The following is a 13,596-nucleotide window of genomic DNA, read 5'->3' as shown; positions in this document are numbered from 1 at the left end:
GGATGCCGTGGATCTTTTCGATTACTGGATCTGGGACGAGTTTCTCGATCCGGGACGACGCGCGGTGTGTCCACATTGCGGCAGCAGGCTGGATGACGCACCAACGACCGAGACGTCCGCCGATGGCACGGTGCGGGCGAACTGCCTTGGATGTGGGCGTCGCATTCGCGTGCCAGACGACGAGTGCTAAGGGGGAATACGGCACAGCAAACCTCTGGCAACGGTGATGGAACGAATGTCGCCATGGCTTCGCAAGTTGTCCTAACCACGCGCTTAGCTGTTCAATCGTTGGCAAGTCTCTGCAAACGCGTTGACCACGATCTCGGTGCAGCGGTGACTCAGCTCAGCCGTCCATGCTTGGCGACAGGGGAATTGATTCGAGGGCTTCAGAACCCGCTGTGACGCGTCGATTGACCTTGCCAGGTCCATGGAGGTCCTGCGGTCAGCGCCCGCGTGAGAGGCGCTGCTGGGCGTTTTCCTGAGGGCATGCGGATCGGCGCATCGCGAGCGGACGATGTTGGTGCATCGATTGCAAGGTCTTGCTCATGTTTGCAAGTCCCTGCCGGAGTCCGCATTGATTTGCGACGCCTCGCTGCGATCATGGTGAACGGCCAGGACGTCATCCGGGTCCAAGGCACCTTAGGCCAATCGGCGCAGTAAGAATTCTTCTCGTATTTGGCCATCCGCGATGCAGGGCGGCAGAAAGTGAAAACGTTTTCACGATTCGCGCCCTGCTCGCGTTTGCTCGCAGCAACCTCCACCAACGAAACCGGCTCGGCGCGCTGTCCTGAACGTGCCGAGCCGGCAGGGTGTGTTAGCCGACTCAGGCGACAGCAGTCGCCGCGGGCACTGCAGCTCCGCGTTCGATTGCTCCGCGCGCGACCAGGTAGGCCAGGCGGGCCCGTTCGCGCGAGGGGCGGTCGTGATAGTAGTGGGCCGAAGCGGCGGCCTGCGCGGCGGCGACGATCTCGCTTACTACCGAGGCCGCCGCCAACGGGCCTGCGGCACCCAACAAGTAGGTGCTCATGCCTGCCAGGACGTCCCCGCAACCGACCGACATCGGGAAGGAGACAGGAGAGGCGCTGGCGGGCGCTGGCCAAACGCTCAGTCGGATTCCCGTCGGGCGGTGATGCACAAACACCGGGCCCGGGCCCGTGGTCATCACGGTCAGGTGACTGGCGGCTGTGCGTTTGACGAATCCCTCGAACACTGGGCCAGGTTCGGCGCCGGCGGTTCCCGTGACCTCCCGCGCCTCGTCGAGATTCATAAACAGCGCGTGCGGCCGCAAGTCAGCGAGCGCTTCATACTGATCGCGCCCCGGGCACAAGCCCAGGTAGGTGCTCGTCGTGTGGCCCCACTGCAGCAACTCGGCCGTCAGTTCGGGGCTCATCCGCCCCAACAGCACCGCACCGCTGCGGGCAATCTGGCTCTTGAGCCGCCGGCTCGAGACAGGATCCAGATCGGCGGAAAGGTCGATCTCGGCCCGCAGCCGAGCGATCTGCCGCGAGCCACGCGCGTCCATCATGACGCGCGAGCGATTGGTCCGCTTGCCGCGGACCTGGCAGAGGCACGGTTCGGTCAGCCGCAGATGATCGACGGCTTCGTGCGCTTGGCCCAACTCAGACTCGCCAACGAGGGCGAACAGACTTAAGCAGGCCTCGGGCACGAGTTGCCGCACCCCTGCACAGGCGAAGACACCGAGTCCGCCGGCCTGATCGTCCTGGATACGCGCAATGTCCATCCGACCATCCAGGACGAGTCGATCGGTCCATTCGCGGTTCTCGATGGTGAACTGGCTGATGCCTGACAAGTGGATGGTCTTGGTCAGATTCGGCTTGCGGATCACGGGGAGGTCTCCTAATGCGAAACGCGGGTCACGGGGAGTTGTGGGTCTAAACGAGAAACGTCGAGCGAAATTCTGCGACCGATGGGCTACGCGATTCGCTCAGGCCGGTCGATCACCAACTCGATGCGGTGCCGCTCCAGTCGTAGCGTGAGCCGCAGCTCACCCCAGCGAAACGTGTGCTCCAACCGCCGCCCGCCGGCGCGGCGGACGCGATTGGGCATCGGCAAGGTCATCGGGTACGGGTCGTGGGCATCGTCGCTAGCCATGGGATTTGCTCCTGATTTCGTTCCGGGGTCGACTTCCTAAAGGCATGTCGCGATCGAGTGCGTCGTGAGAGACTTCGCCGAGATGTGGCGGCGCTCGCCTTCCCGGGACCTGGGCCGGCGGATGCTGCCGCCCGCGCGACCCAAGCCCCGAGTTGCCCCCGCTCAGTCGCGGTCGAACCAGCCGCGCGGCGACTGGCCCGGTTGCGTGGCCGACTCGGTGCGAGCCGGTCGTGGCGGTTCAATCCAGCCGCGGGCCAACTCGGCCAGCGCCTCGGAATGCGCCACTTTCGGTTGCTCGGCCGCCGGTGCGGTCGGCGGGGTTTCCGTCGGTTGCGTTGGTTGCTCCAGCAAGGTCGGCTTGCTCATCGGTCACCTGCCTTTCTCTGTCGGGCTGAGGGGGTGCCCAAACACGGGCGCCGCGGTCCTCGAACCCGCTGTGTGAGAAAGGCATGGCCGATTCGGTCGCAGCGCGAGCCGCCAAGCAAGAAAGAGATTTTGCTGGCCGGTAGAAAAGCCCGGGCGTTGCTCAACCGCGGCCATGCCTTTAGCTTGTTAATCCGCTCCCGGCGCCCCCGGCCCTTTGCTGACCGCAGCGCCCAGCTCACGACCTGTGATTTGGCAGGAAATCCCATGCTCGAGCCGGTGCCCTACATCGCCGACCAGCGGATGCGGATCCTCGTGCTGCCAGCCGAACAGCGGCAGGCCGTGCGGAATTACATCAAGCCCGAGAACTTCGGGGCCACCCGCCCCGATGCTCTGCTTCGGGAAAAGGAAATCAGGTACGACGAAGCCTGGGTTCCCATCGATCGGCTCGACTGGTGTCGCGGTGAGTACCAAGACCAGCCGCTGCTCCGCTCGGTCTTGGTCAGCGAGTCGGGCGAGGGGAAGAGCACGACGCTCGCATGGATCGAGGCGTGGCTCCTACGCCACCACCCCGACCGGATAGCGATGCGGGTCGAAATCGATGATCTGAAGCCTGGTGCCGGCGATCCCGACTGGGACCTGTTCACCGATCTGTTGGCCGTGCAGGTGTTAAAAAAGCTGGGCAAGCAGCACGCCGGCAACACCCGGCAGCAGCGCGGCGAGATCGGCAACGCCCTGCGGCGGCTGGTGCTGCACGGGCGGCTGACGCTGTTGTTCGATGGGCTCGATCTGGCCAGCAGCGCCGCGGTCGAGGTGCTGCGGACACTGCTGGACAGCGAGGTTCTGAATGTGCCCGGGGCGCCGTGCCGCGTGGTGATCGCCGGGCGGCCCTATTCGGTCGATACGCATTGGGACACCCTGTTCGACCGGGCGACGCCGGGGGGTGCCTGGGAATTTGCCCTGCTTGAAGAGTTCACCGAGCCCCAGCAGATTCTTCGCCTGGGCAAGGATCGCTACGACCTGGTGCCGGCCGAGGCCCGGCCGATCCTGGGCACACCGCGGGTGCTGCAATACCTCCGCGAGGTGCCGCTCGACGAGTTTGCAACCATTCGCACGCCGAGCGATGTGTTTTGGCGGGCGACCGAGAAGATGCTCAACGAAGCACGCACGCGGAAATCAGACGACCCGGGCGGCGTGACGCACGACCAGGCCGTAGCGCTGTTGGCGGCGATCGCGTTTGAGATGTACACCGGCGAGGCCGCGCCGAATCGTATCGGCGTGGCGGGCGAAGGGACAATGATACCTTTTCTGGAGCAGGTCACGCTGCTGCTCCAACAGGCCCGGCCGGCCCACGGCTATCTCTATCCGACCGTTGTCGATCAACTCTTCGAGCTTGCCGGCTGGAACACAATCGTGGCGTGTGGGTTCGGACGCAACAAATCGCCCGAGAAAATCCAGTTTCGCGACACGAGCTTGCTCGAGTTTTTCGCCGCCACATGGCTGGCGCGGTACGCCACGGCCGAGCAGGTCAAGCGGACACGGCTGTTCTTGGCTCACGACACGCCCTCGCGGGCCTGGTATTGGGTCTGGCGCTATGCGACCGAGTTTCCGCTCGATCGGGCCGTGGCCGCGCCGTGGTCCAAGTCGATGGCCATGCTCTATCAGCCGGGCGATGGCACCGCCGAGGGCACGCGGCGTTCGACGGAGATGATTTACCGGGTGCATGCCAACTGGGAATCTCGCGCGACGGGCAAGCTGCAGGCATTGCTCCAGAAAGACTGTCTCGACGACTACCGGAAAGAGTTCCAGGCGATCGTCGCCGGCGCTCGCGGCCCAAAGGCCCAGCGCGTCGCCGACGAGTTCCAGGGCGGTTTCAAGTCGATCATCCCCAACAAGAAGAACATTTCGCCGACGTTCAAGATGGGCTCCCCGGCGGAGGAGCCCGAACGGAGCATCGACGAGCATCAACACCCGGTGACGCTGACGCGTCGTTTTTCGCTGTCCCAATACGCGGTGACCAACGAACTCTACGCGTTATTCGATCCGGGCCACGTATCGCGGTATTCGAAGTACAAGAAGTACAGCGACCAGCCTCGTTGCCCTGCGATTTATGTGAGCTGGTACGACGCGGTGTCGTTCTGCCTGTGGCTCGGCCCCGATTATCGTCTGCCGACCGAAGCGGAGTGGGAGTATGCTTGTCGCGCGGGCACGACGACGCCATTCCACTTCGGTCAAGAATTGCAGAATAGTCGAGCAAACTACCGCAGCGATGACTTCAAGGGTCATACAACGCCGGTGGGGAGCTACGAGCCCAATGCATTGGAGCTGTGGGACATGCACGGTAACGTGTGCGAGTGGTGCAGCGATTGGTACGGCGAGAATTACTACTCGGAATCGCCGGCTCACGACCCTACGGGGCCGTCCTCAGGCCGATCCCGCGTGCTCCGCGGCGGTTCTTGGTTCGACGACGCCGGGAGCTGCCGATCCGCGATCCGGGACGGGTTCATGCCCGACGACCGGATCGGCATCATGGGGTTCCGTGTTGCCAGGACTTCGTAACGGTTTGCCCTTTCGCCCTCTTACGCTCTGCTCTTTGCCTTCTTCCCTTTTTCTTTCTGCTGGCTGCGTCTGCCTGCGCTGAGCGCAGCGAAGCGCGCGAGTTATTTTTTGGAATCCTGTTTTTTCCGTCGCGCGCAGACGATGGCCGATGCCTTTTCGTGAGTGGTTCCCTGTGGAGTCGGTCGCTTGGCCGAGCCGGGGGGCGTTCACCTCAGGCAGGCGATCTCGATGGCAACTCCCCCACGTCCCGGCGGCTTTGCGTATCGAGTCGATCCGCGATTGCACCTCACGGCCCAAGGCCGGCCGACCGGCGAGGGGAGCGTGCAATTCCACGACGATGGGGGGCCGATTAAAGAGTTCGCCCCGTCGCCGACGCAGTTTGCCCTGCTGGTGTTGCTGATCGAGGCGGCCCAGCGCGCGGCAGCCACCGGCCGACCGGCGGACGCCTTTGTCCCGGCGAAGGTGCTGGCCCAGCAGGTTCTCAAGCGGCTCGGACGGGGCGAGGGAAGCCGGCTGAACGTCCACAAACAAATCTATAAACTCCGCCAGCGACTCACCGAGGCAGAACTGGCGGCGTATGTGCGCAACCCGGCCGAGCGCTTCGGCTGGGCCCTGATCGAGCGCCACCCCAATCTCGGCTACCGACTGAGCCTGCCGCCGGAGAATCTGACCCTGCTCCTGTCGCTTGAACCCCTAGACGCGGTCGGGTAGAGCTTGGGCGTTGACATGTTGCCGGCCCACGGGCTCGGCGGTTGACCATCACCGCGGCTTGATCGTCGCCAGCAGGCCTCGGGCCGTCGGCGCGTCGAGTATCAGATGGGTGAACACCTGCTTCTCGGGCGGCAGCCGCAGAATCGCATTGGCCAGCGTCGACTTTTCCTGCGCCGTTTTCCCGGAACAACCGAGGACGACGATCGAAGTTAACCCCTCGGGCCGCCGGATCAGGTTGGGCAGTTCGATCAGATCGAGGGCCGTGGCGATCCGGAATTCGAGCTTGTCGAGATCGACCCAGCCGTTGGTGGTGAGCGGATGCCAAAGCAAATCGCCGATCACGCCCTGCTGATCGAGCGCGTCGATGAACTCTTGGCCACGGTTGGCGTTAGGCCAGGATCGCTTGGCGAAGATCCCTAATTGGCTCTTGATGATGCTGTTCGGATCGTCCCACAAGCTACCGGAGGTGATCAGGATCGAGATTTTCTGGGCTTCCTCAAACGGCCGGCGAAACTCCGGGCGAGTTTTCAAGCGGTCATCGAAGAAGGTCCGCTCGACGATCGCCGGCACCTGCATCTTGACGTGCCGGATTCGACAGGGCAGCACGTTTGGCTCGACAAAGTAGGTGATGAAGCTGTTGGGGTCATCGTGCCAGTCATCGGCGTCCTCGAAGGCCGCCACCAGCGAGTGGAGCACGAGTTCCTTGAGATCGGGTGCGCTCTCGGGCATGGTTTGCAGGCGCTGGGCCAAGCCGGCGGCCACGCTGCGCAGCGTTCGTCCGCCCGCGAAACCGACGTGGACCACGCCGTTGGGCGAGTGGGCCGCCTGGCGATTGATCGCGTCGAGCAGCACCACAGCCGCCGAGGTGGCAAAAGGTTCCGGCGCAACGGTCGGGACGATAGTCAATTGCCGCCCAAGGAGGGCGGCGCCGTAGCGCAACGCGATCTTCCGCTTGAGGCGCTCATCTTCGGGCGGCAGGTAGGCGAAGCGGCCGTGACGGGCGAGTTTCGAGATCGCATCGAGCAGGCGCAGCTTCTTGAGTGCCGCCAGATAGCGCTCCTGAAGTTCGAGATCTGTTTCGAATCTCGCCCGAATCGCGGCGGCCAGCTCTTGCTGGGTCGTAACGCCACCGGCGAACTGATAGCCGATGAAATTCAGAAACTCGTCGCGCTCGCTGTGGGCTAGATCGTCGAGGATGCGATCGACACGCATGGCGCGCTCGGCGGTTGTCGAGAGTGGGCGCCCTGGCTGTTTCTCGTGCGTCGACATGCGTGGCCCTTCCTGTCGGACACCTAGGTTATGCGACAGCGCAATCGTTCGTTGATGATAGCCGACATTGCGGAAAGATCACCGAAAGATGCGCGTGCGCAGCCAAATTACAGGTGCACACGCAGTTAATTCATGCATGCAGTGAATTTCATGCGCGTCGTGGCGCATGGCGGGCCGCGCGCCTTGTGCAATCGGCGTTGTGCCGCTGCGGCGATTGTCCTATCGGGTCTGCACGCGACTCTTGCCTTTGTGGAGCTGAGAGTCATGCGCTGGCGCCGCTTGCGGCGCCAGTGTCCTGCTTGCGGCGTTGCCGTGATTGCTCGGGGGAGCCAACACGGTGCTAAGCAGGTGACGGGAGCATCTCAGTTAGGCGGGGATATCGCGGGGATGTCTCCGGCATAAGCAGGAGAGCGGCCGCGTATGGCCCATTGCTTCCTTTGATCGTATGGATTGAAGGACACCGCAGGCGAAGACCACGAGGAGGTCGTCGATGAGCAGCATCTGGTTTCAACGTACCAGCGATGGACCGTATGAGGCAGTTGCCCTGGAAGGCGGGACTGATCTGGCGGCCGTCGCTGGCGCCGCGGTGCGCGGGCTCCGCCTGGCGACGAGCAGTGCTGGGCGGTTTGCGCTGTTGGCGCCGGGAGCAAACAAGGTGCAAGTCAATGGCCAGCCTGTGATCGGTGGCATTCGGGTGTTGGGGCACCGCGACGAGCTCACTTTGGGCGATGGGCACATCGTCTACTTCTCCGACGAGACGCTTGCGGTGGTTGGCCGGTTCGCATCGACCGATGGCCAGGCACCGCCGCGTTGTCCCGTGTGTCGGCGGGACGTCGTGCACGGCCAGTGGATCGTGACCTGCCCGCGCTGCGGACGCGTTTATCACCAGGCGGTGGACAACACCGACCCGGCAGCGAAGGCGTGTTGGACGTACCGCGAGGTGTGTCTGTGCGGGCACCCCACCGGCCTGACTGAGGATGCCGTCTGGCGACCGGACAAGGAGCTGAGCCATGCATGAACCCCAACAGCAGCCGCGCAGCACAACTTGGCTTACTCGGCGTCGCGGGCGGGTGGTGCTAGTCGGCGCCGGCAACATTGGCTCCCACGTGGCGATGGAGTTGGTGAACCGAACAGGCATCGAGTCGCTCACGATCATTGATCGCGACACAATCGAACTGCGCAACTGCCGCAACCAGGCCTATGCGCCGCACGATGCGGGAAAGCCGAAGGCCGAAGTGCTGGCTCGTCGTGTGACGTGGATTGAGTCGCAAGTCGCGGTGAATCCAATCGTCGCCGATCTGGCGGATGTGCCGCTGGGGGTGTTGGCGGACGCCAATGTGATCCTGGCCGGGCTCGATTCGCTGGCGGCGCGGCAGTTGCTGCACGCCGATTTGGCTTATCGGCTCGGTACTCCATCGATCGACGGCGCGGTCGACGGCACCGGCGGCACGACGGGCCGCGTGCAAGTTTTCGTGCCGGGCCAAGCCTGCCTGGAGTGCGCCTTCGGCGACGACCACTATCGGCAGCTGAGCCACGAGATGCCTTGCACGCCGGACGGCACGGATCACGGCCTGCCGAATCAGGCAACGGCCGAGTTGGGCGCGGCCGTAGCCCGGCGGATGGTCGATCAGGCCATTGCGTTGTTGCAAGCCGTGCCGAGGCAGAGCTATGCGATTGACTTCGACCTGCACAGCGGGCGGCAGTTCACCTCGCAGTTGTGCCGCGCCGCGGGCTGCCGCTTCGATCATCACTCTGTCGCTGAACGCGTGAACCTCACCCTGCCCTTCGCATCGGCCACGGTTGCTGAATTGATTGAGAGTGCCCAGAGCTGGGCAGGGAGCGACGCGGTTGAGGTGGAACATCGTCGCGGCCTCTTCGGCTCGCCACGACGGCGATCGTCCGCCACCAGCCGTGTCGCCATGTTGCAGCCCTACGCAGGTCAAACTCTGGCGGACGTCGGGCTCGATCGGCGTGACTGGATTTTGCTGCGCACGCCCGGCCGGCATGCCTTTCTGCAGTTGGATACCAACACGGTAACCCCAGGACCCCACCATGCGAACCTTCACACCCGATCCCATGCGTGACCCGCTCGATCTGGTACTGGCGGTCGAGGCTCGGGCACAGCCGATCTTTGATCCTGTGGTGGCCGATTTCCTGCACCAGGGCTACGAGGACCTGCTGCGGCGAACGGCCGAGTCCGCAGGGTTACTGTCCGTGCGGTGCTTTGGTAACGACGTGCCGTGGGTGTACCGGTTCGACTTTCAGACCCGCAGCCTGGGCAAGCAAGCCAACGGCGAGATCGTGCCGATTGCGCAACACGCCATCGCGGTTCGCTTCCCGGGCGACTGTCTCCGGAGGGCCGAACGGTTCGAGATGCTCCGTTACCTCGGGCCGCCGCAGCCGGCGATTTGGCATCCGAACATCTGTCCGCAAACCGGCGCCGTGTGTCTTGAGATCTACCCTGGCGAATCGCCCCTGGCGATTGCCGAGTCGCTCCATGACTTGCTGCGCTATCGCCTCCGGACCTTTGCTGAGCACGACGCACTGAACCGCGACGCCTGCGCGTACGGCCGCACGTTCGTGACCAGTCCGACCGATGAGCGGCCACTGTTCGGCGCAGCCGACTGGACGTTGCACCTCGAGACAATGGAGTCGCCCCGATGATGACTGCCGAACCGCTAGTAAATTCGCGCCTAGAAGCTGGCAACCGGCTTGTCGCCCAACGCCCGTGGCTAGGCGAACGGGGCCAGCGCCCCGTGACGCTGCTGCAACGGACCGCCGCGCTGCCCGGCACCACGCGAGTAGCGCGCGTCGCCAGCGCGACGGTCCTGCTCGCCGACACCTACTTGTGTCAGGAGGACAACGCCTGTGCCCTCGCCGAGCGCCGGCTGCTGCGTCAACTCGCGGGCATTCAGTCCGAGGGTCCGCAGCCCGACGCGGAGCTGGTCACCATGCTGCTTACGGAGCAACAAGCGGTTTTCGAGCCGGTGGACGGCGGCTGGTCGATTCGTAGTATGCGGGGCGAGCCGGTCGAGCTAGCGGTGCGCCCTATCGCGGGCGGCATGCGCGTCGAGAGCTTGCTTGTCCAAGTCCCCGCTGCTGCCGACGCGGTGGTTGTCGAGGCCCTGAGCGAGTTCCTGCTGGAAGCGCAGGGACATCTGCAGTTTGCCCGGGTCGAGCTGAGCCCGCAGGGGTTCTTGATAACCGGCGCCTGTGCGACTGCCCAGGCGGAGGAGCACTTGGGCCGGGCCATGGCGGCCGTCGTGCGGGGCGTGAAGCGGCTGGTGGCCGAAGCCACCGCGCTGACGGATGTCGAACTCGCCAGCAAGTACCTGAACTTCGTCGCTCCGTCGCCCGCCGACGATGGGCCACGGCGTTCGGGGGCGTGAAAGCATTGGTTCCCTTCCCTTCATCAACAGGAGATTGGTCATGACTGCCACGATGGAACTCGAAGTCGAGGATTTCACGGGCCAGGTCCGGCATCGTGCTTCGAACGTGCCGCGCGATGCCCGCGTCGGCGATTTGATTGCGCGGCTTTCATCGACGTTACACCTGCCCGAGATCGACGCCCAGAACCGGCCTGTGATTTACGGAGCCCGCACCAGCCGCGGTGAGGTGCTCAACGCGAGCGACGTCGTGGGCGACGTGCTCCAGGAGAACGAGACCGTCACGCTCGTCAAAAGCGTGACCGCCGGAATGCAGGCGGGGTAATGGCCAGGAGCCCGGCGGTGCCTTCCCACGGGCACCGCCGGTGGTCCCGCTCCTTCACGCTGGAGAAACGCAACATGCCCGCGACCGCCACGCAACGCGACGATTACCAGTTCGAGCTCGACTTGATCGATGGCCAAGGCCGGCGACTTGCCGGCCAGCGGCTGGTCCCGGCCGATTTCGCTCGCGCCGTGCAATCAACTTATTTCGAGGCCTATCGTCTGGGGCGCTGTGGTGCGTACGCGCCTCGGCTCGATGCGGCGCGGATCGACCCGCTGTTTGTGCATATTGCCGACCACCCGAGTCGCTCCGATGGGTTTCGGGTCGGGGTGCCGCTGCCCTCGGGTGAGACGTTTTACAGCGAGTTTGCACTGCGGTATTTCGCGCCCGAGGTCGATCGACTGCGGGCGCCATTGCCCAGCATCACGGGTGAGGGCGATGATTCGGCCACGCATTACTACGTACTCAACGCGTTTCTTGAAGACGCGCCCAGCGAGATTTCCAGCAATTCGGCTGTAGAGCTGGCCCTGGGTCCGGCCACGAGCCGCCTGACGATCGTCGAACAACTGCTGGCTGAACTCGGCACAGTGCAACCGTGGGACGATCCTCAGCCGGGCGCCTTGCCGATCTACGTCGCCCGTGCGGTGATCGAACAATCTCACGCATTGGCACTCCAGCGGCCCGACGTGGAAGTCGGCGGGTTGCTGCTAGGCCAGGTGTGCCGCGATCCGGCGTCGCGCACCGTGTATGTCCAGGTGACCTGCTTGGTCGATAGCTCGGCAACCGCTCAGGGCACAGCGACGACGCTGACGTTTACGCCGGAGTGTTTTGCGGAGGCGAAGCGAATGAGCGCCCTGCGTGCCGGTGCCACTCCCGCGGAGTTGTTGCTGGGCTGGATGCACTCGCACCCCTTCAAACTCTGTAGTGCCTGCCCGCTGCCCACGCCGCCCGAGTGTCTCGCCAAGGTACTCACGTATTCGACCGCTGATGCGCAACTCACCGCCACGACCTTCGCTGCGCCCTACGCCGTCGGTCTGTTGGCCGGCGTCGACTCGCGACTGGAGTCGTCGCTGGGCCACTTGCCCGTGCGCTGCTTCGGTTGGCAGGCGGGCGAGATTGTTCCGCGCGGCTGCTACGTGTTCGACGACTGACCCACGATCCACTTACCGCACTCGATCCTTCCAGCTTGTGCGAGGAGCATCTTCCATGACCCAAGCAACTCCGCGGCCCGATGTGCATGAAAACAGCTCGGCAACGGCTGATGCGGCGGGCGATGATCGCGGCCAGGCACAACTCGAGGCCTTGGCGTCAAGCAATCCGCTGCTGCGGCGCCGTGCAGCACGACAGTTGGTCGAAGAAAACACCCGACTGCGGGCTGTGAACGAGCAGGTTCGTGCATCGATCGACGAGCTGCGCGTCGAGCATGCCAAGCTTACGGCGCCCTACAATCCCGTGGGGATCCTCACGGATATCGAGCGCAACGGCCAGACTTTGGCGCTGGTGTCGATCGAGGGTCAGGCGCCGCTCCGGGCCCAGGTGCACCCCACACTCAACCCGGCCGAGCTCACGATCGGCGGTTCGGTCTATCTGACTGCCGACCGTGGTTGCATCGTGGGCACCTTGCCGGACCGATTGGCCTGGGATCAGGTGGCACCGTTCGAGGAACGGCTCGGCCAAGATCGGGCCCTGCTGCGTATGCAGGAGCAACTCATTCCCGTCACGCTGACGGGCGAACTGCGCGAGCTGACGCTTACGCGCGGTGACCGAATTGGTTTCCACGCCTCTTCACGACTGGCCCTGGTGCGCTTGCCCTCGCCCAACGGACGTCACTGGTTCACCGAAGAGGTGCCCGAGGACGACTTCGCCGGACTGTGTGGGCTCGAGCTTCCGATCCGCCAGATCCGCCATGCGTTGGGCTTCGCGCTCGCGCATCGCGCGACGGCCGCACGCTTCAACCTGCCACGCAAGCGCGGCATCCTGCTGGATGGTCCGCCGGGCAACGGCAAGACGCGCCTGGCCCGCTGCGCGGCCGCGTTTCTTCGGCAGCAGTTCCCCGACCGCCCCTGCCGGTTCATGAGCGTCATCGGCTCGCAGGACCACTCGATGTGGTTCGGCCACAGCGAGGAGAATCTTCGGGCCCGATTTGCCGCGGCGGCAAAGGCTGCGCTCGAGGGGCCGGTCTTGTTGTTCTTTGACGAGTTCGACGCCCTGGCCAAGGCGCGGGGCACCGACTATTCCGGCGGCGCGGCGGACCGCGTAACCAACACGCTGTTGGGCCTGTTCGACGACGTCCAGCAGACGGCCGAGAACCTCGTGATCCTCGCCGCCACCAACCGGGCCGCCTTGCTCGATCCGGCCGTGACACGTCCGGGGCGGTTTGATCTCAAGCTGACGATTCCCGCGCCGAATCGGCGCACGGCGGAAGCCATTTTGCGGCATTACCTGACCGGTCGACCCGTTGAAGGCACCACTGACCTGCTCGTCGCACCGCTGATGAGTCGCCTATTCAGCCCTAATAGCCCTTTTGCCGAGTTGGTCACGGTCAAGCTCTCCGATGGCCGGCAGATCGTCGTGCCGGGTCGCGAGTTGATCAGCGGCGCGATGCTGGAGAACGTCTGTGCCCGCGCCGCCGAAGCCGCGGCGGTGCGTGAGATCGAGACGGGCCGCGACGACGCAGTGACCGGCGACGACCTGCTGCTGGCCCTCGAAACGGAGCTGGTCGCCGTTGCGCGGTTGCTCAGCCCGGCCAATGCCAAGGCCTATCTGCAGCGGATTCCCCAAGACGCGCATCCCGTCGACGTCCGCACCAATTCGACCGCCACCCGTGCCGCCTTGCCCGCCTGACCGTTACCCGATCCATCCGGAGTCTCAGCC

The 13,596-nt window shown here is 64.6% G+C and carries 12 protein-coding genes and 1 pseudogene; 9 read left to right on the top strand and 4 right to left on the bottom strand.

What is annotated here, in order from left to right; translation table 11 throughout:
- Positions 1–823: 823 nt before the first annotated feature.
- From K1X74_17375 to K1X74_17365, 3 genes are all read right to left on the bottom strand, one after another.
- Complete coding sequence (locus tag K1X74_17375; protein MBX7168110.1) at positions 824–1,846, bottom strand: hypothetical protein; 1,023 nt, start codon at positions 1,844–1,846, stop codon at positions 824–826.
- Positions 1,847–1,932: 86 nt separating this feature from the next.
- Complete coding sequence (locus K1X74_17370) at positions 1,933–2,112, bottom strand: hypothetical protein (protein MBX7168109.1); 180 nt, start codon at positions 2,110–2,112, stop codon at positions 1,933–1,935.
- A gap of 162 nt (positions 2,113–2,274) precedes the next feature.
- Complete coding sequence (locus K1X74_17365) at positions 2,275–2,478, bottom strand: hypothetical protein (protein MBX7168108.1); 204 nt, start codon at positions 2,476–2,478, stop codon at positions 2,275–2,277.
- Positions 2,479–2,742: 264 nt separating this feature from the next.
- On the opposite strand from K1X74_17365, the gene K1X74_17360 reads away from it, so the two are divergent.
- Both K1X74_17360 and K1X74_17355 read left to right on the top strand, forming a co-directional pair.
- Positions 2,743–5,034 carry an SUMF1/EgtB/PvdO family nonheme iron enzyme gene (locus tag K1X74_17360; GenBank protein ID MBX7168107.1) on the top strand — a complete coding sequence of 764 codons (2,292 nt, stop codon included), beginning with the start codon at positions 2,743–2,745 and terminating at the stop codon, positions 5,032–5,034.
- A 228-nt stretch (positions 5,035–5,262) separates the two neighbouring features.
- The gene (locus tag K1X74_17355; protein MBX7168106.1) at positions 5,263–5,745 is read left to right on the top strand and encodes a hypothetical protein; all 483 of its coding nucleotides are present in this window, start codon (positions 5,263–5,265) and stop codon (positions 5,743–5,745) included.
- Positions 5,746–5,793: 48 nt separating this feature from the next.
- Here K1X74_17355 and K1X74_17350 read toward each other — a convergent pair whose 3' ends face one another.
- Positions 5,794–7,014 (bottom strand): hypothetical protein, encoded by a 1,221-nt coding sequence (locus tag K1X74_17350; GenBank protein MBX7168105.1) that lies wholly within the window; start codon positions 7,012–7,014, stop codon positions 5,794–5,796.
- A 490-nt stretch (positions 7,015–7,504) separates the two neighbouring features.
- Here K1X74_17350 and K1X74_17345 point away from each other — a divergent pair, with 490 nt between their 5' ends.
- From K1X74_17345 to K1X74_17315, 7 genes and pseudogenes are all read left to right on the top strand, one after another.
- The gene (locus K1X74_17345) at positions 7,505–8,032 is read left to right on the top strand and encodes a hypothetical protein (protein ID MBX7168104.1); all 528 of its coding nucleotides are present in this window, start codon (positions 7,505–7,507) and stop codon (positions 8,030–8,032) included.
- Positions 8,025–9,098: a ThiF family adenylyltransferase gene (locus K1X74_17340; protein MBX7168103.1), complete on the top strand. Its 1,074-nt coding sequence runs from the start codon at positions 8,025–8,027 to the stop codon at positions 9,096–9,098. Before K1X74_17345 ends, K1X74_17340 begins: the two co-directional genes overlap by 8 nt.
- Entirely contained in the window at positions 9,067–9,678 is a 612-nt protein-coding gene (locus K1X74_17335) for a hypothetical protein (protein ID MBX7168102.1), read from the top strand. Before K1X74_17340 ends, K1X74_17335 begins: the two co-directional genes overlap by 32 nt.
- Positions 9,675–10,403: a hypothetical protein gene (locus K1X74_17330; GenBank protein MBX7168101.1), complete on the top strand. Its 729-nt coding sequence runs from the start codon at positions 9,675–9,677 to the stop codon at positions 10,401–10,403. The genes K1X74_17335 and K1X74_17330 overlap by 4 nt, the downstream gene beginning before the upstream one ends.
- A 40-nt stretch (positions 10,404–10,443) precedes the next feature.
- Complete coding sequence (locus K1X74_17325) at positions 10,444–10,725, top strand: hypothetical protein (protein ID MBX7168100.1); 282 nt, start codon at positions 10,444–10,446, stop codon at positions 10,723–10,725.
- Positions 10,726–11,779: 1,054 nt separating this feature from the next.
- Positions 11,780–11,932, top strand: a pseudogene (locus K1X74_17320) (hypothetical protein).
- A complete protein-coding gene (locus K1X74_17315) occupies positions 11,929–13,566 on the top strand; it encodes an AAA family ATPase (GenBank protein ID MBX7168099.1) in 1,638 nt (545 codons plus the stop codon). The pseudogene K1X74_17320 and the gene K1X74_17315 overlap by 4 nt, the downstream one beginning before the upstream one ends.
- Positions 13,567–13,596: the final 30 nt, after the last annotated feature.

The organism is Pirellulales bacterium (assembly GCA_019694435.1).
Taxonomy (GTDB): Bacteria; Planctomycetota; Planctomycetia; order Pirellulales; family JAEUIK01; genus JAIBBZ01.
Note: the sequence above shows the minus strand (reverse complement) of the source record. Positions and strands in the feature narration are given on the sequence as shown.